The sequence below is a fragment of the Rhizobium indigoferae genome (assembly GCF_034554815.1).
GTDB lineage: Bacteria > Pseudomonadota > Alphaproteobacteria > Rhizobiales > Rhizobiaceae > Rhizobium > Rhizobium leguminosarum.
In genome coordinates this window covers 1509640-1528213 of record NZ_CP140635.1, presented here as the reverse complement: position 1 = coordinate 1528213, position 18574 = coordinate 1509640, and the positions used below count along the sequence as shown (strand labels likewise).

General features: G+C 59.6%; 17 protein-coding genes and 1 pseudogene. 6 read left to right on the top strand and 12 right to left on the bottom strand.

The genetic code is table 11. From position 1 onward, the window contains the following. The first annotated feature begins 140 nt into the window (after nt 1–140). Both gpt and U5G49_RS07810 read left to right on the top strand, forming a co-directional pair. Nucleotides 141–635 (top strand): xanthine phosphoribosyltransferase, encoded by a 495-nt coding sequence (gene gpt / locus U5G49_RS07815; protein WP_018241714.1) that lies wholly within the window; start codon nt 141–143, stop codon nt 633–635. A gap of 193 nt (nt 636–828) precedes the next feature. Continuing rightward, on the top strand, nt 829–1419 hold the full coding sequence (locus U5G49_RS07810; RefSeq protein ID WP_193444211.1) for a hypothetical protein: 591 nt from the start codon (nt 829–831) through the stop codon (nt 1417–1419). 186 nt (nt 1420–1605) lie between these two features. Here U5G49_RS07810 and U5G49_RS07805 read toward each other — a convergent pair whose 3' ends face one another. After that, nucleotides 1606–1887 carry a hypothetical protein gene (locus U5G49_RS07805; RefSeq protein WP_155295871.1) on the bottom strand — a complete coding sequence of 94 codons (282 nt, stop codon included), beginning with the start codon at nt 1885–1887 and terminating at the stop codon, nt 1606–1608. Between the two features lie 121 nt (nt 1888–2008). Here U5G49_RS07805 and U5G49_RS07800 point away from each other — a divergent pair, with 121 nt between their 5' ends. Then, the gene (locus U5G49_RS07800) at nt 2009–5824 is read left to right on the top strand and encodes a vitamin B12-dependent ribonucleotide reductase (RefSeq protein ID WP_193444210.1); all 3816 of its coding nucleotides are present in this window, start codon (nt 2009–2011) and stop codon (nt 5822–5824) included. 259 nt (nt 5825–6083) lie between these two features. Here U5G49_RS07800 and U5G49_RS07795 read toward each other — a convergent pair whose 3' ends face one another. The 3 genes from U5G49_RS07795 to U5G49_RS07785 all read right to left on the bottom strand — a co-directional run bounded on the left by U5G49_RS07795 (nt 6084) and on the right by U5G49_RS07785 (nt 9094). Next, a complete protein-coding gene (locus U5G49_RS07795) occupies nt 6084–7349 on the bottom strand; it encodes a patatin-like phospholipase family protein (RefSeq protein ID WP_193444209.1) in 1266 nt (421 codons plus the stop codon). An 83-nt stretch (nt 7350–7432) separates the two neighbouring features. Continuing rightward, the gene (locus tag U5G49_RS07790) at nt 7433–8743 is read right to left on the bottom strand and encodes a COG3904 family protein (protein WP_193444208.1); all 1311 of its coding nucleotides are present in this window, start codon (nt 8741–8743) and stop codon (nt 7433–7435) included. Between the two features lie 174 nt (nt 8744–8917). Then, the gene (locus U5G49_RS07785; RefSeq protein ID WP_165506562.1) at nt 8918–9094 is read right to left on the bottom strand and encodes a hypothetical protein; all 177 of its coding nucleotides are present in this window, start codon (nt 9092–9094) and stop codon (nt 8918–8920) included. Between the two features lie 90 nt (nt 9095–9184). Between U5G49_RS07785 and U5G49_RS07780 the strand changes: the two are divergent. Beyond that, nucleotides 9185–9579, top strand: a pseudogene (locus tag U5G49_RS07780) (MEKHLA domain-containing protein); the annotation flags it as partial. Between the two features lie 178 nt (nt 9580–9757). Here the strand turns inward: U5G49_RS07780 and maiA are convergent. The 4 genes from maiA to hppD form a co-directional block, all read right to left on the bottom strand. Beyond that, entirely contained in the window at nt 9758–10390 is a 633-nt protein-coding gene (maiA, locus tag U5G49_RS07775; RefSeq protein ID WP_193444207.1) for a maleylacetoacetate isomerase, read from the bottom strand. Continuing rightward, entirely contained in the window at nt 10387–11412 is a 1026-nt protein-coding gene (locus U5G49_RS07770) for a fumarylacetoacetate hydrolase family protein (protein ID WP_193444206.1), read from the bottom strand. The genes maiA and U5G49_RS07770 overlap by 4 nt, the downstream gene beginning before the upstream one ends. A 40-nt stretch (nt 11413–11452) precedes the next feature. Beyond that, nucleotides 11453–12814 carry a homogentisate 1,2-dioxygenase gene (gene hmgA / locus U5G49_RS07765; protein WP_028732251.1) on the bottom strand — a complete coding sequence of 454 codons (1362 nt, stop codon included), beginning with the start codon at nt 12812–12814 and terminating at the stop codon, nt 11453–11455. 63 nt (nt 12815–12877) lie between these two features. After that, nucleotides 12878–13987 carry a 4-hydroxyphenylpyruvate dioxygenase gene (gene hppD, locus U5G49_RS07760; RefSeq protein WP_028732252.1) on the bottom strand — a complete coding sequence of 370 codons (1110 nt, stop codon included), beginning with the start codon at nt 13985–13987 and terminating at the stop codon, nt 12878–12880. A gap of 129 nt (nt 13988–14116) precedes the next feature. Here hppD and U5G49_RS07755 point away from each other — a divergent pair, with 129 nt between their 5' ends. Further along, the gene (locus U5G49_RS07755; protein ID WP_193444205.1) at nt 14117–14617 is read left to right on the top strand and encodes an Lrp/AsnC family transcriptional regulator; all 501 of its coding nucleotides are present in this window, start codon (nt 14117–14119) and stop codon (nt 14615–14617) included. 32 nt (nt 14618–14649) lie between these two features. Here the strand turns inward: U5G49_RS07755 and U5G49_RS07750 are convergent, their stop codons facing one another. Beyond that, nucleotides 14650–15111, bottom strand: coding sequence for an Lrp/AsnC family transcriptional regulator (locus U5G49_RS07750; RefSeq protein WP_003547665.1), 462 nt, complete (start codon nt 15109–15111; stop codon nt 14650–14652). A 124-nt stretch (nt 15112–15235) separates the two neighbouring features. On the opposite strand from U5G49_RS07750, the gene U5G49_RS07745 reads away from it, so the two are divergent. Continuing rightward, nucleotides 15236–16027, top strand: a complete 792-nt coding sequence (locus U5G49_RS07745; protein ID WP_193444203.1) for a phenylalanine 4-monooxygenase — start codon at nt 15236–15238, stop codon at nt 16025–16027. A gap of 65 nt (nt 16028–16092) precedes the next feature. Here the strand turns inward: U5G49_RS07745 and U5G49_RS07740 are convergent, their stop codons facing one another. The 3 genes from U5G49_RS07740 to U5G49_RS07730 form a co-directional block, all read right to left on the bottom strand. Then, nucleotides 16093–17094, bottom strand: coding sequence for a L,D-transpeptidase family protein (locus tag U5G49_RS07740; protein ID WP_193444201.1), 1002 nt, complete (start codon nt 17092–17094; stop codon nt 16093–16095). A gap of 164 nt (nt 17095–17258) precedes the next feature. Continuing rightward, entirely contained in the window at nt 17259–18143 is an 885-nt protein-coding gene (locus U5G49_RS07735; protein WP_193444199.1) for a hypothetical protein, read from the bottom strand. A 61-nt stretch (nt 18144–18204) separates the two neighbouring features. Beyond that, a complete protein-coding gene (locus tag U5G49_RS07730; RefSeq protein WP_018241698.1) occupies nt 18205–18519 on the bottom strand; it encodes a hypothetical protein in 315 nt (104 codons plus the stop codon). Nucleotides 18520–18574 lie beyond the last annotated feature (55 nt).

The window sequence follows — 18574 nt, the reverse complement described above, 5'->3', positions numbered from 1 at the left end:
GGCGACCGATGACAGCTTCGAGCCTCGGCCCCATCTCGCGCAGTTCCGGCTGCGCGATTTGCGTTTTGCCAATCGCCGCTTCAAGCCCGTCCGGTCGCCGGCAAACGGCGTGTCGTTTTTTCATGCCGCGGAGCAGCCCGATGTCCCTTCCCGATAAAGCCTTTCCCGTTTCCTGGGATCAGTTCCACCGCGATGCGCGCGCGCTTGCCTGGCGGCTTGCCGGCCTTGATCAGACGTTCAAGGCGATCGTCTGCATCACCCGCGGCGGCCTCGTTCCGGCAGCGATCATCTCGCGCGAACTGAACATCCGGCTGATCGAGACCGTCTGCGTCGCGTCCTATCATGACTATGTGAACCAGGGGGACATGGTGCTGCTCAAGGGAATAGCGCCCGAACTTCAGGAAAATGGCGGGGAAAGCGTGCTCGTCGTCGACGATCTGACGGATACCGGCAAGACCGCCGCACAGGTGCGCACGATGCTGCCGAAGGCACATTTCGCCTGCGTCTATGCCAAGCCGAAGGGCGTACCGACCGTCGACACCTTCATCACCGAGGTGAGCCAGGATACCTGGATCTACTTCCCTTGGGACATGGGCTTCACCTATCAGGAGCCGATCGCCAAGGGCGCGCGCTGATCGCCACCGATCCCAACGCGCATCCTTCGCATTTACCACTTGAAATTGTTCCAGATTTTGTCGGCGAGGTTTTCTGAATCCGCTATCGGGATCTGCACATCTATTTTATCTTATTCGCATAAACTCGGCAGCTGCGAATCGCGTCAAATTGCGCTTAAAGCGTGCAACAAACGGTGCGATATAAGGAAGCAAGATGGCGCGGTGGGGGCATATCGGGGCGGTTGTGACCGTCGGGTTGGCGACCTTTCTATTTCCGCCGGCGCCTGTCCGCGCTGAGCCTGCCTACATTCCCCTCGTGCGCGACTACGTCGAGAAGCAGGTCCGGCCGATGGTGGAAACGCCCTTGGTGCTGAAAGCCATTGCCGAACAGAATGCGAAATTCGGCAATGTCAGCGAAATGGATATGCGGGTGCTCGACGAGACCTACCGGTCGGAGGTCGATCAGCACCAACTGCACATGGTCACGCTGCTGCTCGACAAATCCGTGTCGCATTACCTGAAAGCCAGGCAGGACACCTCACAAGGGGTGATCCTCGAATTTTTCGTCACCGACTCGCATGGGCTGAACGTCGGTCAGAGCACCGTCACCGCCGACTATTGGCAGGGCGACGAGGAGAAATATCTCAGAACCTTCGCCAACAGCTCCCGGGAGATCTTCATCGACCGGGCCGAACGCAACGAATCCACCCAGAATCTCGAAACGCAGGCGAGTTTCGTCGTCATGGACGAAGAGAACAGGCCGATTGGCGTCGCCATTGTCACCATCGCCATCGATGCGCTCTGACAGGCACTTGCACCCGTGCGAATCGGCATGCCCATTTGCACCGGAAATGCCATCACAAGATTTGCCGCGGGACGCCTTTTTGCCGTTCCGACGTTTTCCTTAGCCGGCAACACCTGCAAGCCATTGTAATATCAGCGCTCCCTGGCTTTCCCCAATCTCCACAGGCGCATCCACAACATGTTGTGGTTAGCAATCAATTAAAAGCCAGCCCTTGACGGAATCAGCTGTTTCAAACTTTACTGTTTCTGATGTTGCGGCGGCGACAGGACCGGAGGTAACGAGCCCGGTTCCCTTTTGAAAATTAGGACGCGGAATCAGGGCGATGGACCGGGAACGGTTCAGGCCTGACAGGATTTTTGCGCGGTTTTCAGCCTCCAAAAAAAGTGACATCGGGGCTGGCGATAATAAGCTGTTAATACTATATTTAGTGTTTGCAGCCACCATCACCACAAGATACAGGAAGATCATCTCCGGATGACACCCCTGTCACGATACGGAAACGAGACTGGCTGCGCGACGACAAAGTGCCGCCGGATAGGAATTTTGCGCCGAGGTCGCGGGGACCGGGCGCCAACACGAGGTCAAGACCATGCGCATCGAACGTCGTTTCACGAAGGCCGGCCAAGGCGCCTATGCGGATATCGAATTCCGCAAGGCGACGAGCGAGATCAAGAACCCTGACGGTTCGGTCGTGTTCCGCCTCGAGAATATCGACGTTCCCGCGCAGTTCTCCCAGGTCGCGACCGACGTTCTGGCGCAGAAGTATTTTCGCAAGGCCGGCGTTCCCACCCGGTTGAAGAAGGTCGAGGAAAACGATGTTCCTTCCTTCCTGTGGCGCTCCGTTCCCGACGATGCTGCGCTGAAGGCCCTGTCTAAGGATGAGCAGACCGGCTCCGAAATCGATGCGCGCCAGGTCTTCGACCGTCTTGCCGGCACCTGGACCTATTGGGGTTGGAAGGGCGGCTATTTCTCCTCCGAGGAAGATGCCTCGGCCTTCAAGGACGAGCTTGCCTATATGCTCGCCACCCAGCGCGTCGCCCCGAACTCGCCGCAGTGGTTCAACACCGGCCTGCACTGGGCCTACGGCATCGATGGTCCCGGCCAGGGCCATTTCTACGTCGACCCTTTCACCGGCAAGCTGACCAAGTCCAAGTCGGCCTACGAACACCCGCAGCCGCATGCCTGCTTCATCCAGTCTGTCGAGGACGACCTCGTCAACGAAGGCGGCATCATGGACCTCTGGGTGCGTGAGGCGCGCCTCTTCAAATACGGCTCTGGTACAGGTTCCAACTTCTCGATGCTGCGCGGCGAAGGCGAAAAGCTTTCCGGCGGCGGCCGTTCCTCCGGCCTGATGAGCTTCCTGAAGATTGGCGACCGCGCCGCCGGCGCCATCAAATCGGGCGGCACGACGCGCCGCGCCGCCAAGATGGTGGTCGTCGATATCGACCATCCGGATATCGAGGAATACATCAACTGGAAGGTCAAGGAGGAGCAGAAGGTCGCGGCTCTCGTGACCGGCTCGAAGGTCGTCGCCAAGCATCTGAAGGCGATCATGAAGGCCTGCTTCAACTGCGAAGGCGGTGACAACGGCGATTGCTACGATCCCAACAAGAACCCTGCCCTGAAGCGCGAAATCCGCGCCGCCAAGAAGGACCAGGTTCCTGAGAACTACGTCCAGCGCGTCATCCAGTTCGCCCGTCAGGGCTACAAGGATCTCCAATTCAAGACCTACGACACGGATTGGGACTCGGAAGCCTACCTCACGGTATCCGGCCAGAACTCCAACAACTCCGTCTCGATCAAGGACGACTTCCTGCGCGCCGTCGAGAATGATGGCGAATGGAACCTGACCGCCCGCAAGGACGGCCGCGTGATGAAGACGCTGAAGGCCCGCGATCTCTGGGAAACGATTTCCTACGCTGCCTGGGCTTCGGCCGATCCGGGCATCCACTTCAACACGACGATGAACGACTGGCACACTTCGCCGGCCGGCGGCCCGATCCGCGGCTCGAACCCGTGCTCGGAATACATGTTCCTCGACGACACGGCCTGCAACCTTGCCTCGCTGAACCTGCTACAGTTCAAGGACAAGGCCACCAAGCGCATCAACATCGCCGATTACGAACATGCTGTTCGCCTGTGGACCGTCGTGCTCGAAGTCTCGGTGATGATGGCGCAGTTCCCGTCGAAGCGCATTGCCGAACTCTCTTACGAATACCGCACGCTCGGCCTTGGCTACGCCAATATCGGCGGCCTGCTGATGTCGTCGGGCATTCCCTATGACTCCACTGAGGCCCGCGCCATTGCAGGCTCGCTGACCGCGATCATGACCGGTGTCTGCTATGCGACCTCGGCCGAAATGGCTGCCGAACTCGGCCCGTTCCCGAACTTCGCGCCGAACCGCGAGAGCATGCTCAGGGTCATTCGCAACCATCGCCGCGCCGCTCATGGCGAAACCTCCGGCTATGAGGCCCTGTCGATTAACCCGGTCGCGCTGATCCATTCGGAAAACCCGGACCAGGATCTCGTCGCCCACGCCAAGTCGGCCTGGGACAAAGCGCTCGAGCTCGGTGAACAGCATGGCTACCGCAATGCCCAGGTCTCGGTCATCGCGCCCACAGGCACGATCGGTCTCGTCATGGATTGCGATACCACCGGCATCGAGCCCGACTTTGCCCTCGTCAAGTTCAAGAAGCTCGCCGGTGGCGGCTACTTCAAGATCATCAACCGCGCCGTGCCCGACGCGCTGCGCACGCTCGGCTATTCGGAAAGCCAGATCGCCGAGATCGAGGCCTATGCCGTCGGCCACGGCAACCTGAACCAGGCGCCGGCTGTCAATCCATCGACGCTGAAGACCAAGGGCTTCACCGACGAAAAGGTGGAAGCCGTCAACGCCGCGCTGAAGAGCGCCTTCGACATCAAGTTCGTCTTCAACCAGTGGACGCTCGGCGCCGACTTCCTGAAGGAGACGCTGAAGGTTTCGGACGAACAGCTGGCCGACATGAGCTTTAGCCTGCTCGACCATATCGGCTTCTCGAAGAAGGACATAGAAGCTGCCAACATCCACGTTTGCGGTGCGATGACGCTGGAAGGCGCGCCTTTCCTGAAGGCGGAACACCTGCCGGTCTTCGATTGCGCCAATCCCTGCGGCAAGATCGGCAAGCGCTACCTCTCTGTGGAAAGCCATATCCGCATGATGGCGGCTGCCCAGCCGTTCATCTCGGGCGCAATTTCCAAGACGATCAACATGCCGAACGAGGCGACGGTCGAGGATTGCAAGAACGCCTACATGCTCTCCTGGAAGCTTGGCCTCAAGGCCAACGCGCTCTATCGTGACGGCTCTAAGCTGTCGCAGCCGCTCAATGCCTCGCTGATTGAAGACGAGGACGACGAGGATGCGCTGGAGGAACTGCTGCAGGCGCCCCTCGCCGCCCAGGCCGTCACCGTCACCGAGAAGATCATCGAGCGGGTGGTCGAACGAGTTTCGCGCGAACGCGAGAAGCTGCCGAACCGCCGCCAGGGCTATACCCAGAAGGCCGCCGTCGGCGGACACAAGGTGTATCTTCGCACCGGCGAATTCGGCGACGGCCGTATCGGCGAGATCTTCATCGACATGCACAAGGAAGGCGCTGCCTTCCGTGCGATGATGAACAATTTCGCCATCGCCATCTCGCTTGGCCTGCAATATGGCGTGCCCCTCGAGGAATATGTCGAGGCCTTCACCTTCACCAAGTTCGAGCCGGCCGGCATGGTCATCGGCAATGACGCGATCAAGAACGCCACGTCGATCCTCGACTATGTCTTCCGCGAGCTTGCCGTTTCCTATCTCGGCCGCCACGACCTGGCCCATGTCGATACGTCTGACTTCTCGAACACGGCACTCGGCAAGGGCATCCAGGAAGGCAAAACCAACCTGCTCTCCACCGGCTGGACCCGCGGCTACAAGCCGACACTGGTGTCCGGCACCGGCGGCGAACGCCAGGCAGGCGAACCCAAGGGTGCGGCCACATCAGCCCCTGCCCGCGCCGCCTCCACCGGCACCGTGACTGCCTTTGCAGGCAGCGCTGCCCGCAAGCTGGAGCCGACGATTGCCGTCTCCACCTCCGAAATCGTCGCCTTCAAGCGCGACTATGAGGAGCGCGCCAAGGAGTTGGCGGAAGAGATCGCCGAAGAGGTGACCGAGGAAATCACCAGCGACGCAACGGCCCTCTTCTCCGACAAGGCGGCGGCCGACGCGGCAACGGCGAAATCCGAAGCGAAGAAGCGGGAAGCCGAGCGCCGCCAGCGCTCGATCATGCAGGGCTATACCGGCAACATGTGCTCGGAGTGCCAGAATTTTACGATGGTGCGGAATGGCACCTGCGAGAAGTGCGACACGTGTGGTGCGACGAGCGGGTGCAGCTGAGTAGGCTCTTCCTACTCTTCTTCGGTTCTAAAAATATCGTGGGAGGTCCGGGCAACCGGGCCTCTCATACTTTCATAAACAATATTGAAGTTGGAACTTTGGGGCCCTTCAGCTTCGCCGCCGAAGGGAGCCAGAAACAACCGAACATCGTACCGGTCGATACGTTCGTTCATCCTCAGGCTTAATGTAGGATTTTCGACTGCTGGTGCAATCTCGCCGGATCCCGCTGGCCCCGCATTAACCGGCCCCCGGCTTTCGTTTAAAAGGGAAGAAGGTCGAACAGGCGCTTGCTGGCCCTCGCCGCCCAAGCCGGCTTCACGGTTCCGGCAACCAATGGCGGGCCGGACGATGGAGCCAAGGGCGATTGATAGAACCGGTTGAGCATCGCGTCGCACACGTAGTGCCCCCAGTTCGCCAGATACTCCGTCTCCTTCGCGCCCAGAAAATGGAGATAGGTGCCGACCTCCGAGGGAACGACCGACGACGGCGGCAGCGTGTAGGACGCGTAGGGCTTGAGCTCGACGTCCTTGCTGTCGATCGACCAATAGACGCCGCGCGTTCTCGCGCGCAGAGCCGATTTCGCGAGATCGTCGAGGCCAAGCCCATCAGCCTGTTTTGCGGCCTTGAAGCCACCGATCAGGTCTCGGCGCCTCAACGACCGCACCTGATTGTCGGTGGTATCGAGAACGCGCTTGAGCTGGGAGAGATAGTTCCAGTATCCGTGGGTCGAGGATCGCCAAGGCGCTCCGGCATCGCTGACAAACAAGCAATCGCAGCGTTTCAGCGCCGGCTCGATGCCGTGATTGTCATAGATGCCGCCGTCGCTCAATATTGCCCTGCCCGGAGCAACCGGTTCGCCAACACTGTCGTCGAGCTTTTCCCTTTTCCAGGAAAACTGCGACAGGTCCAGTCGCAGCGGTGACAGCACGGGCGGGAATGCCGCCGAAGCGGCAACCGCGGTCGCGAGCGAAAGTGTCGGATGAAACGACACCCCGATCCTGTAATCCGCGAGATAGCGGTTGGACATCCGGAAGAGTGAACCGGTGCTGAGATTGCTGGAGCAAAATACGAACCAGGGCGATCTCGGAAGATCGCTCAGGCTTGGTGATTTTCCGTCGAAGAGATGCCGCTCGTAGAGTTTAGCGGCTTCCTCCGCCGCGCTCGAGAAGGGCTTGAACACGCCCTTCAGGAAGCACGGCCCATCCGCGAACACCTGACTGAAGGCCAGAATGCGATTGAGGTATTCAGTCTTGAAGTTGACGGCGACCCCGTTCTCGAAGACCAGCCGGGGCCACACATAGGCCAGCAGGCCGGACGCGATAGATCCGCCCGAGACCGACGAGAGCATATCGAGTTTCGCCAGAAGACCGGCCTCGTTGAGCCTCGCAAGCGATCCCGCATGGAAAAGCATGGCCCGATAGCCGCCGCCCGAAAGGCAGAGGCCGAGTTGGTAGCGGTCGGCCGGCTTGTCGGGTTCGTCGGATCCCGGCAGGATGGCATTCGATGGGGCATGCTCTTCTGACATGCTCACCCTCACTCAGGAATATGAGTTTCCCAACATTTCTTCCTCCCGGCAAACCAACGGTCGCTCGTCTTTGGGCCTGCGCGCTACTGACTCGTATATCGGCGGGAGTTGGCATCGCATTTGTGCCACTCCCAGTTTATTCCGGCTTCGTCCTTATGGCCATAACACCAGTCCGCGCGATCGAGCAGCGGACCGAGTTCGTCGCGCCGTTTGCATGCCCGTAGCGTCTCGGGCCCGTCGCGATCGACACTCGTGCGGCAGATATCGTCCAGTCCTGTCCACTGATGGATCAACCGATCCGGTGCCTTGGCCCCCTTGTCCGTGGCGAGCACCTTTCCGGTCTCGGACTCGATCTGCAGAGCGGCCGTGTTCCACACGAAAGAGAATTCCGCCATCCCGGCGGACGTCTTACCCGTGTCCCTGTTTCCGGCAAACCACTCGACAATTCCCGACATTTCGCATTTTCCGGCACAGCTGGCAGTTACGGAGCCCGGCTTGACGCTGTAGATGCGCTCCGGCCAGCGTTGGGCGAAGGCGGCCTTTTCCTTCAGGACAGCGTCTTTGTCGACCGAGTTTCCGAAGAAGGAGACCTCGTCCGCATAGACGCCCTTCATAAAAGCCAACGCCGAGGCACTGTCTTTTGACCATTCGTCATTGTATCGGTTGACGAAATCAACTGCCTCCGTGGTCAGGTCGCCGGGTTCGGAGGCCGCCACCTCCTCGGAAGCGCTGGGGTCTGACGGCATGTCGGCGGGTGTTGCGCTCTCCTGCGGCGCTGCGCCGGGCGGGGGCGGCGCGCTTTCCTGTGCCGAGGGCATATCCTCGGGCGTGTTGATGTTCCAGTCTCGCATTTCCGCAGCGGTGAGATACCGTATATCGGTGCTGTCGATCGACAGGCTGAGCTGCAGCAGATTGGGGCTTACTCCCATGTCGGTGAGATAGCCGATGATCTCGCCGGTCATCAATTGAACGGTCGAGACTGCCAATTTGTTGTCCATGGGGACATCGTCGGATAGGGAAATCCGATGCACGCCGATCGAGCCCGGCTCGGCGAACCTTTCGACGCCACCGACGAAGGCGAAGGCGCAAGCCGATGCACATTCCAAGGCTCTGATCTGGAGCGTTCTCGCATTCAGTGCGCGGATGGCGCGGCCGAACCTGATCGCGGTGACCACGTTTCCGCCGGGCGAGTCAAAGCTGATATAGTCCGTTTGGTACTGCGTGTATTCGTCGACAAGCTGCATCGGATCGTCGGAGAATTCAAACACGCCCTTTATTACCAGACCACGTCCCGGGGCGCCGTCCACACGTTGGTAGGAAATTGCTGCATGCCCCTCTCCGGCCATGGCGACGAACGCCAGCAGCAGCGATATCAACGAGACGAATTTGCGCATTCTTACCCACCCTCGAGCACCTGTATTTCTCCTGTCGTCATTCGCAGCATAGCTTGGCAGCTCTGTATAGCCGGATGATGAAATCACCTGCCCGTGAAGCCCGACCTCATCGGCGACCGCCGACGCCGATTACGGTCAGAAGAACAATAGCTTCGCAGAGAATGTTGATACCGATCAATGCACAAGGGGCGATCTTCTGGCAAGCGGCACAATCAGAAGTGATGACACAAGGTAAACGCCGGTTCCTCGCACAATCGCGAGATCCCTGTCCGCATTCGTCGGGACGCGCCGGCTGAACGCCAGCAGTTCGAAGCCCTGCCATCGATATCCGCCGCGCTTGAAATCGACCATATTACTTCCCGAGCGGCGGGCGTTGTAGACCGATGCAATGAATATCGATTATGTCACTTGCATCCAAGCATTCGACCAACGAGGCACTTCGTGACTTTTGCCTTTGACAATCACGCCCTCGATCTGAGGAGCGATGCCGATTTCTTCTCGCTCCTCACCGGAAGCTATCTGCGCATCACCGGCCGTCGTCTTGTCCAGGACGGGCAAGGGCCGAACTGGCTCTACAATGACGCACCTTTCGTGGTCCTCGCTCACAACACCGCGCCCGACCCGCGCTTCATCTACGCCAACCGCACCGCGCAGAACTGCTTCGAATACAGCTGGGATGAATTTACTGCGCTGCCGTCGCGGCTTTCGGCCGAGCAGCCTGATCGCGCCGAGCGCCAGCGGCTGCTGTCACGCGCGACGGTTTTGTCGACAATGCGCGCGGTGTCAGGATCGCGAAATCGGGGCGCCGTTTCTGGATCGAGGATGTGACCGTCTGGCAGCTCATCGATGAAACCGGCAAGCGGTTGGGCCAGGCTGCGATATTCCCTTCGTGGCGGGACGCGTAATGTCGCCGTCCCGGGGGGAGCGGCAAACGTAGCTTAGCGGTTCTTGCTATACGCTCTCTGCTCCCTCATTCCTGTCCTCGGACTTGATCCGAGTTTTATCGCAATGAAGCTACGGTTTCACGCGGTCAGGATGCGCCGCCTGAAATGCCGGCAGTTTGGCGCATTTAGCGTCGATATCGACGATGCCTTTGAAAGCGGTCATATCTACTCCCCAGCGGCGGGCGTTGTAGACCTGAGGAACCAGACAGAGATCCGCCATCGTCGGCCTGTCGCCAAAGCTGAATGCTCCATCAAATTCGCCGATCATGGCTTCCAGTTTGCGCAGTCCGTCGGCAATGAAATGCTTCATCCATTCCTCGCGGGCATCGGCCTTATCCGTCATGGTCATCAGATGCGACACGACATGCAAGTTGCAGATCGGATGGATGTCCATGGCGGCCGCATAGGCAAGGGCGCGGACTTTCTGGCGATCGGCAATGTCAGGTGGCAACAATCCGCATTCCGGCCGAAGCTCGGCCAGATATTCGATGATTGCCAGCGACTGGGTCAGTGTTTTCCCGTCGATCACCAATGTCGGTACGAAGCCCTGCGGGTTGAGCGTGAGATAGTCCGGCGTCCTGTGCGCGCCCTCCAGCAGGTTGATGGGCACGATCTTATAATCGATGCCCAAGAGATTGAGCGCGATGCGGACGCGATAGCTCGCCGATGATCGCCAGTAGTCGTAAAGAACGACCTCGTTCATCGCGGGTCGGCCCGTTGGTATTTTTCGACAGTCTGCTCGATCGCCCCGAAGATCGAATGACCGGCCTTATCCTTCATCTCTATGCGGACCTGATCCCCGAACTTCAAGAAGGGAGTCCTCGGGGATCCGGTGTCGATGGCCTCGATCATCCTGAGTTCGGCGAGGCAGGAGTAGCCGTCTCCTCCCTCTTCCACCGGCTTGCCGGGGCCGCCGTCGAGCTTGTTGGACACTGTTCCCGAGCCGATAATCGTTCCGGCCAGGAGGTTACGGGTTTTGGCGGCATGGGCGATCAGTTGGCCAAAATCGAAGGTCATGTCGATACCGGCGTTGGCTTTGCCGAATGGCTTGCGGTTCCAGCTCACCAGCAGCGGAAGATGTAGCTTGCCGCCGTCCCAGGCCTCTCCGAGCTCGTCCGGCGTCACCGCGACCGGAGAAAATGCCGATGCCGGCTTCGACTGGAAGAAACCAAATCCCTTTGCCAGTTCGCCCGGGATCAGACCGCGCAGCGACACGTCGTTGACGAGCATCAGCAGGCGGATGGCGCCGCGTGCGGCTTCTGGGCTGGAACCCATGGCGACGTCGCCGGTAATGACCGCGACCTCGCCTTCCATGTCGATCCCGTAAGCCTCGTCAACCGCCACGATCGGATCGCGCGGCGCGAGGAAAGCGTCCGACCCGCCTTGATAGATCAGCGGATCGGTCCAGAAGCTTGCAGGCATCTCGGCGCCGCGCGCCTTACGCACCAGTTCGACATGGTTGACGTAAGCGGAACCATCGGCCCATTGGTAGGCCCGCGGCAAAGGTGACGTAGCGTCATGTTCGTGAAACCGGATCGTCGGCTGGGCTCCGGTCTCGACGCCTTCGGCAATCAGCTGAAGTCTCGGAGCCACATGCTCCCAGTCGTCGAGCGCCGCCTGCAGGGTCCGGGCAATGTGACCGACCTCCGAACAGCGGGTCAGGTCGCGGGAAACGACGACGAGCCGGCCGTCCCTCGTGGAGTCCTTCAAGGTCGCAAGCTTCATATCTTAATTCCAGTGCCGGAGGGTGCCTTTGCTTGATGCATCACTTGAGCCCGGGGGTTCCGTCGAATTTGCGTTCCAGGCCGTCCCAACATTCGAGGTAATTTTCCTGCAGCGTTTCGAGCTCGGCTGCGTATTTGGTCAGTTGCTGCGGGTACCTGGTCTCGAACATGAAGGCCATGGTGTGATCAAGCTTCACGGGCTTGAGTTCGGTGTTGGATGCCTTTTCGAAGGCGAGCGCATCCGGCCCATGGGGAAGCATCATGTTGTGCAGGCTCATACCGCCCGGCACGAAGCCCTCCTCCTTGGCGTCATATTGGCCGTGGATCAGGCCCATGAACTCGCTCATGATGTTGCGGTGGTACCAAGGCGGACGGAAGGTGTGTTCGGCGACCAGCCAGCGCGGCGGAAAAATCACGAAATCGACATTTGCCGTGCCGGCATCTTCGGTGGGCGCGGTCAGTACCGAAAAGATCGACGGATCGGGATGGTCGAAGCTGATGGCGCCCACCGGAGAAAATGTCCGCAAGTCGTATTTGTAAGGCGCGTAATTGCCGTGCCAGGCGACCACATCGAGGGGCGAGTGGCCGATGTCGGTGACATAGAATTTTCCGCACCACTTCACATGCACGCGGCAAGGCGTTTCCTTATCCTCGAAAGCGGCAACGGGTGTCTTGAAGTCGCGCGGGTTTGCCAGGCAGTTGGCGCCGATCGGTCCGCGGTCCGGCAGCGTGAATTTCGCGCCGTAGTTCTCGCATATATATCCCCGCCAGACCGTCTGCTCGCCACCCTTGAGAACCTTGAACATCATGCCACGCGGGATGAGGCATATTTCCAGGGGCTCGACATCCATGATGCCCATTTCGGTGAACACTCTGATGGCGCCGAGCTGCGGCACGATCAGCAGTTCACCGTCGGCGTTGAAGAAGTAATCGTCGACCATGTCCTCATTGAAGACGTAGGCATGGGCTGACATGCCCACCTGGGTGGTGGCATCGCCTGCCGTCGTGACTGTCCGCACCCCTTCGAGAAAGGTCAGTCTCTCCGCGGGCACGGGGATGGGATCCCAGCGAAGCTGGCCCAGAGGAAGCGAGTGCTCGTCGAGGCAAGGCGCCGTTTTCCAGAGCGGATAGGATGCGTTGGAGAAGCGGCGGGTGTGACGCACGCTCGGGCGAATGCGATAAAGCCAGGACCTTTCGTTCGTCCCGCGCGGCGCGGTGAACGGCGAGCCGGAAAGCTGCTCCGCATAAAGACCGTAATTGCATTTCTGCGGGCTGTTCTGGCCTTGCGGCAAGGCACCGGGAAGCGACTCGGTTTCGAAGTCATTGCCGAAGCCCGGCATATATTTCAGCCTGTTTGCCGTCGCGGCTTCACCGTCGGACGTCTGGATCGATGTCTGGTCCATTGCTCACTCCTCCCGTAACCCTCCTGCGCCGCGCACCTTTCCAGACGCGCGGCGCTGCAGAGTTTACTCCGCTGCAGTACCGATGACACCACGCTTGATCTGATCGGCCTCGATCGACTCGAAGAGAGCCCGGAAATTGCCTTCGCCGAAGCCCTCATCACCCTTGCGCTGGATGAATTCGAAGAAGATCGGGCCGATGACGGTCTTGGAGAAGATCTGCAGCAGGATTTTCGTCATGCCGCCATTCACCACACCTTCGCCGTCGATGAGGATGCCGTGTTTCTTCATGCGCTCGATCGGTTCGCTATGGCCGTTCACGCGTTCATAGGACATGTCGTAATAGGTCTCCGGCGGACCCGGCATGAAGCGCAGGCCGTTGTCGGCAAGCCTGTCGGTGGCGTCGTAAATGTCCTCTGTTCCAACGGCGATGTGCTGGATGCCCTCGCCCCGGTACTTCTTCAGATATTCCTCGATCTGGCTGGTGTCGTCCTTCGATTCATTCAGCGGAATGCGGATTTTGCCGCAGGGCGAGGTGATGGCGCGGCTCACCAGACCGGTGATGCGGCCGTCGATGTCGAAGAAGTGGATCTGCTTGAAGTTGAACAGGTTGCGGTAAAAATCCCACCACTTGTCCATGTTGCCGCGGAAGACGTTGTGCGTCAGATGGTCGAGATAATAGAAGCCGATCCCCTGCGGATGCGGGTCGCGCTCGCCAAGCCAATCGAACTCGGCTTCGTAAGCCGATCCCTTTTCCCCATAGGTCTCGACGAAATAGAGCAGCGAGCCGCCAATGCCGACAATCGTCGGGACGTCGAGCGCCTTGTCGTCCCCCTCATAGGGAACCGCACCTTTTGATACCGCGTGGTCGAAGGTGTGCTTGGCGTCGACGACGCGCCATGCCATCGATGGGGCGCAGGGGCCATGGTTTGCGACGAAACGGGCGGCATGACTGCCGGGTTCGGCGTTTAGCAGATAGTTGATGTCACCCTGGCGCCAAACGGTGATGTCTTTCGTCTTGTGCCTGGCGACCACGACGTAGCCCATGCGTGTGAAAAGCTCGCGCAGTTTCTCAGGCTCGGGATGGGCGAATTCGACGAATTCGAAGCCGTCGGTGCCGGCCGGATTGTCGGCGGTGATTTCCGAGGGCGGTGCATCATGTGGGAAGGGACCCATTTTATTTCCTCCAGAGGAGATTGCATTTCTATGCAAAGTGTGGCCCAAAACGCGTGCAAAGTTCTTGCATTCTTTATGCTCCAGGAAGAGATTATGCACGATCCGTGAGTATTTTGGAGATTTCGCGCAATGGATGAACCGCTCGACAGATTGGATTTGCGCCTGCTCCAGGAACTTCAAAAGGACGGCAGGTTGACGAACAACGAGCTGGGGGAGCGGATCGCGCTTTCACCGTCGCAATGCTCTCGCCGGCGAACGAGACTCGAGGCTGAGGGATATATCCGCAGCTACCGCGCCTACCTCGATCGGCAGAAGTTGGGTCTGGATATGCTGGTGGTTATTTCAGTGACGCTTGCGACCCATAACAGAGACAATGCCCGCCGGTTTTCGCAACTGATCAACGCGTTGCCTGAAGTTCTCGAAGCCTATGCGCTGACCGGTGAAATGGATTATCACCTGACGGTCGCGACCCGCGGGCTCGCCGACCTTTCCAAATTCGTCAACGACGTTCTGTTGCCCCATGAGTCCGTACAGCACGTGAAGACGTCGATCGTGCTCGACACGTTGAAAACATTCGAAGGCTTTCCGGTGCTCATGCCGGGACACTGGCATGGCGACAGCACGCGGTGATGTGACGGTATCGCCCTGCGCAGATATCTAAATCAGAGCGGCAGTTCGGTCGAGAATTTCAGCTCGCGCAGCACAAAGCTCGAGACCACTGTGCGCACATGCGGGTTGCGCATCAGATAGCGGGTCATGAAGGCTTCGTAGCTTTCCACGTCGCTTGCCCTTATCTTCAGCATGTAGTCGAAGGCGCCTGATAGGGCATAGCACTCCATGATTTCCGGCCGCTCCAGCACTACCGAAGCGAAAGACGCAACCGCCTCTTCGTGGTGATCCTCCAGCGTCACATGCGCGATGACGCAGAGCTTGAGATCGAGTTTGCCCGGATCGAGCAGTGTCACACGCTTGCGGATGACGCCGTCGGCTTCCAGCTCCTGGATCTTCCGCCAGGCAGAGCTCTGCGACATGCCGGCCTTTTCCGCCAGGTCTGCCAGCGAAAGGCTGCCGTCGGCCTGGACGAGTTGCAGAAGCTTGCGGCGGAAATTCCCAGGTTCTTTCATTTTATGCGTCACTTTCGGGAAGATTTGCCATCACTATGGCAATAGCCAGCATGAAAGAAAAGAAAATCCTCCAAACCCGGATCATAATGGCAGGAATAGAGCCGTTGCCTGGGAGGATCAGCCTATGACCAAGGAAAGCAGCTACACCGCCAAACTGCCCGGCCCGGACGGTTTGTATGACTACACCCCGGATGAAGATGCGATATGGGGCGAACTCTACCGGCGTCAGATGAAGTTGCTGGCCGATACGGCCTCCCGCGAATATCTGGACGGCGTCAAAATGCTGGGGCTGAAGCCAGACAAGGTGCCTCAGCTTCTCGACGTCAACAGACGCCTGAACGAGACCACCGGCTTCGGCGTGGAAGGCGTGCCGGCGCTCATTCCGCCGTCGCGCTTTTATGAGCTTCTGTCGCAAGGCAAATTCCCGCTCGCAACCTTCCTGCGCCGTCGCGAGCATATCGACTATATCGAGGAACCGGACCTGTTCCACGAGGTTTTCGGCCACTGCCCCATGCTCACCAACCAGAGCTACGCCAATTTCGTCCGGCATTTCGGCGAGACGGCCGTCCGCCTCGGCAAGGGCTATTCATGGCATCTGTTCCGCATCTTCTGGTTCACCGTCGAATTCGGCCTGATCAACACCCCGCAGGGCCGGCGCTGCTTCGGCGCGGGCATAGTCTCATCGCCAAGCGAAGCGAAGGCGGCAATGGAAGGCAAGGCGTGCGAGTTCCGGCCGTTCGATCTGCTCAGCGTGCTGAGGACGCCCTACCGGATCGATATCCTCCAGCCGATCTACTATGTCATCGACAGCTTCGCCGATCTTGAAGCGATCGTGGAGCAGGATATCGAGGCCACGATCCTGAAGGCAAAATCACTGGGTGATTTCGCCCCCGCTTTCGAAGCCAAAGCTTCGTGAATCGCCGCAGGCAATACCTCGCGAGCGACAAGCCGGAGAAGAGTGGGATCGCGACGGATTCCCCCTCACTTCGGCGTGTCTGAACTTCGATTGACGAAATCCACCAGCACACCGGGCTTGACCATGCCGGCTAGCTCTTCGGCGTCCCAGTTCGTCAGCCGCACGCAACCGTGCGATCCCACCTTGTCGATGAGCTTCGGCTCCGGCGTCCCATGTATTCCATAGGTCGGCTCGGTCAGATCGATCCAGACCGTGCCGACCGGACCGTTCGGCCCTTTCGGGATCGTCAGGACATTGTCGTTCTTGCCCTGCTTGAAGTTTCGCTTCGGGTCGTATCGGTAGACCGGCATCCTGGCGACGCCCTTGACCTTATGCTTGCCCGACGGCGCCGGATTGTCTTCGCTTCCGATCGTCGCGGGATAGACGGCAAGCAGTGATCCGTCCCCGGCAAAGGCCAGCACCTGTCCCGTTTTCTTGTTGGCTTCGATCCTCTTGACCTTTCCTTCCGTCGGCGGGCCGGGGGTCACGACCCACACCGTATCGCCGGGCGCAAACTGCGAAGCGGGATTGAGCGCGTTTACCAGATCGATCCCCATGTGAAACCGCTCGGATAGCTTCTCGGCAACGCTCGTATATCCCAGGCTCTGCATCTTTGCCTTCTCGCCATAGTCTTCGGGGATCTTGTCAACGAGACCCTTGGCATCGTCGGCCGAGACGACGTAGCTCTCGACGATGGGGGCATTGCCTTCCAGCCGGGAGACGACTTCCGCATCCAGCCTGCCGTCGACGGGAAGATCGTTCATAGCCTCGAAACCGGCCACGGCCTTGTTGACGTTCTCGCCGGAGAGGCCATCGATCACGCCGGGAGACGCGCCCGCTCGGTCGAGCAAAACTTGAAGGCGGACGATCGCCGGGTCTGGATCTGCTGGAGCCGGCTTCTCCGCGCCAATGGAAGCAATCGAAGCGGTATTGATGGCTTCGGGTCGAAGTTCCCGCGCGGCGGCGCCGCCAACGGAAATGGCCAGGGCGAGCAGCGAGATCGGCAGGGCTGTTTTCATGGACGACAAATGGCTGGAGCCGGAACTTGTTCCACTGCGCGAGAGCGGCCGGAGAATTTTGGCGACAGCTACGTCTTCAGCGGAAGACGCCGGCTTCTGTTCACGATGATTTCAACGTCCAGCCTCAGTAAATTCAGCACAACCATCAGTTGATCCGAAGGAGCAAGCAGCGGTCACGGCGTCTTCCCTTGTTTCCTGGCTTCACGCGACCTTGCCGTGCGACGGGTCGGCCTCAGTTCCTCGATCGTCGGCAGCCACCACGCGGCGTTCTGAACCGGAAGCATTTTCGCGGGCCAGGTGCGGATGAGTTCTTCGAGTGTGGGCACCCGCCAATATCCCCAGACGTGATCCTCGGTCACGCCGGGATAAAAGTCCGCAACGACACTCGGGTCGACCAGTTCGCCTGAGATTTCGCTAAAGACGACGATTCCATAGGCGGTGACCACAGGACGTCCTATTGGCGGCAGGTCGTCGCTCTGAAGCGGGTAACGGTGGCGCTTTCGTTCCGCAGAGCGGAGTTTGCTGCGCATCTCCTGTTCGGTCCCCTTCCGCTCCTCGGCTCGACGTCGTCTCTCTTCCGGCTCGTTTCTGCGAGCCGCCGCCTCGATCTCGGGCCATCTGCGCCGGAGTTCCTCATAGGACCGGAAGGGAACGTGCCAAATCCTGAGATCGCCGTCCCACCGTGAGAATGGCACCTCGCGCAATTCGTCGACGACGGTCTTCGAATACGGCGTGCGGATTCGGAAGCCTGCCTTGCCGAGTTCGAGATATGGACTGTCGATGGGATCGAAGACGAAGGCGTCGCGTCCCTTTGCGTCCGCATAGGCGTCGGCTTCGGACTCGATCTCGGCAAGCCATCGTCCGATGCGGCGGGACGCCGTCCGCCCGGGAACGAACCAGGCCTGGCGGGCATCGCTCCAGCGGGCACGGGGGAAGCGTCTTCGGAATTGCTCGACGGTCATCCTGTCGTAAGGGAAAGAAATGTCCGCGCCGGGCTTCGCACCGTCTTCGCCGGACGGAGCCTTGTCGTGATCAGCGGCGGATTTGGATTCGGTCATGGAAGGAGAACGCTAACGCGCAGCGATCGGTTTCCGATAAGGCGCTCGCTTGGCTGCCCTCTCAGTGAATTGTCTTCGACCGTTTCTCGGTATGCGAGATGTCATCGAGCGTCGCGATAAGCTTTTCGAACTCGCTCAAGACACGATTGAACTCGGCGTCCAGCATGTTGACGATTTCCGGTATCGTCGAGGACACGGACGCAATCAGCCTGTCGATCCATACGCAGCGCTCGGCTGGCACATTTGCGAGAACCTCCCGCCGATGCGTCTTCAGCTCGCGGAGGATGCGAACGATAAGGGCTGCTCGATCCGCTCGGCTCAAGAGCGGAAGCCTTGTCTGCGCCTGCTGGATTTCTGTTATCAGCGCCGTTGCCATCCCCTGATCTCCAACACTCCAATACAACCGGGTATCACAACCGTAGCGTTTGCAA

Coding starts and splice junctions, on each gene's coding strand:
- gpt (WP_018241714.1), top strand. CDS start 141: ATGTCCCTTCCCGATAAAGCCTTTCCCGTTTCCTGGGATCAGTTCCAC.
- U5G49_RS07810 (WP_193444211.1), top strand. CDS start 829: ATGGCGCGGTGGGGGCATATCGGGGCGGTTGTGACCGTCGGGTTGGCG.
- U5G49_RS07805 (WP_155295871.1), bottom strand. CDS start 1,887: ATGATCTTCCTGTATCTTGTGGTGATGGTGGCTGCAAACACTAAATAT.
- U5G49_RS07800 (WP_193444210.1), top strand. CDS start 2,009: ATGCGCATCGAACGTCGTTTCACGAAGGCCGGCCAAGGCGCCTATGCG.
- U5G49_RS07795 (WP_193444209.1), bottom strand. CDS start 7,349: ATGTCAGAAGAGCATGCCCCATCGAATGCCATCCTGCCGGGATCCGAC.
- U5G49_RS07790 (WP_193444208.1), bottom strand. CDS start 8,743: ATGCGCAAATTCGTCTCGTTGATATCGCTGCTGCTGGCGTTCGTCGCC.
- U5G49_RS07785 (WP_165506562.1), bottom strand. CDS start 9,094: ATGGTCGATTTCAAGCGCGGCGGATATCGATGGCAGGGCTTCGAACTG.
- maiA (WP_193444207.1), bottom strand. CDS start 10,390: ATGAACGAGGTCGTTCTTTACGACTACTGGCGATCATCGGCGAGCTAT.
- U5G49_RS07770 (WP_193444206.1), bottom strand. CDS start 11,412: ATGAAGCTTGCGACCTTGAAGGACTCCACGAGGGACGGCCGGCTCGTC.
- hmgA (WP_028732251.1), bottom strand. CDS start 12,814: ATGGACCAGACATCGATCCAGACGTCCGACGGTGAAGCCGCGACGGCA.
- hppD (WP_028732252.1), bottom strand. CDS start 13,987: ATGGGTCCCTTCCCACATGATGCACCGCCCTCGGAAATCACCGCCGAC.
- U5G49_RS07755 (WP_193444205.1), top strand. CDS start 14,117: ATGGATGAACCGCTCGACAGATTGGATTTGCGCCTGCTCCAGGAACTT.
- U5G49_RS07750 (WP_003547665.1), bottom strand. CDS start 15,111: ATGAAAGAACCTGGGAATTTCCGCCGCAAGCTTCTGCAACTCGTCCAG.
- U5G49_RS07745 (WP_193444203.1), top strand. CDS start 15,236: ATGACCAAGGAAAGCAGCTACACCGCCAAACTGCCCGGCCCGGACGGT.
- U5G49_RS07735 (WP_193444199.1), bottom strand. CDS start 18,143: ATGACCGAATCCAAATCCGCCGCTGATCACGACAAGGCTCCGTCCGGC.
- U5G49_RS07730 (WP_018241698.1), bottom strand. CDS start 18,519: ATGGCAACGGCGCTGATAACAGAAATCCAGCAGGCGCAGACAAGGCTT.